Source organism: Vibrio sp. 1288, assembly GCF_033344475.1.
The window spans coordinates 1-739 of the sequence record NZ_JAWPOX010000445.1 but is presented as its reverse complement, the minus strand read 5'-3'; the positions used below and the strand labels follow the sequence as shown (position 1 = coordinate 739).

At 46.4% G+C, this 739-nt stretch carries 1 protein-coding gene; it reads right to left on the bottom strand.

Annotated elements, in window-relative coordinates:
• A partial coding sequence (locus R8O11_RS27290) for a UvrB/UvrC motif-containing protein (RefSeq protein ID WP_318194887.1) occupies nt 1-739 on the bottom strand: 739 nt, incomplete at both ends.

Below are 739 nucleotides of genomic sequence, written 5' to 3'. Positions count from 1 at the left end.
CCGCTCTAACGCCTGCCCCATCGCTGCATAATCATCGCCACCCGTGATTCCAGTAATGTTATAGCGTCGGTATTCTTGCTTTACCGGACCTTCGTTGTTGAAGACCACACACGATGCGATAGTGCTCTCGCCCATCGTATGGGAAATATCAAAACACTCCATCCTCATAATAGACTCCATTCCCAGCGACTCGCGAAGTGCTTTGAAACGTTGGTTGATCGTCATCTTATGGTTGATTTTTGTCGTGATGGCAGTAAGTGCATTGGTATTAGACAGCTTAAGATATCTCCCTCTCGCACCAGTCGGAGAAGTATGAAAATGAACCTTACGTCCTGCGACTTCACTCAGTGCTTTTTGAATGGGTTCGAGATCGTCGGCCAACTCTTGGTTCAGTATTATTCGAGATGGGATTGTTCGCGCCTCATTGTGGCTCAGGTAGTACTGAGTCAAAAAGCTATCGAATACCTCTTGTTGGCTCGTGTTTTGAGGAATCTTAGGGAAATGACTGCGACTGCCTAACACTTTACCCTGACGAATCATCAATATGTGGATGCAAGCAATGCCGTTCTCTTGCGCAAAACCCAGCACATCCATATCGTCCATGCTGTCTTCCGATACATATTGCTGTTCTTGGACTCGTCTTATCGCTTGTATCTGATCACGAAACTTTGCCGCGTCTTCAAACCGAAGTTGCTGACTTGCAACCTCCATTTTCTCTATCAACTGCTTCAGTACTTGC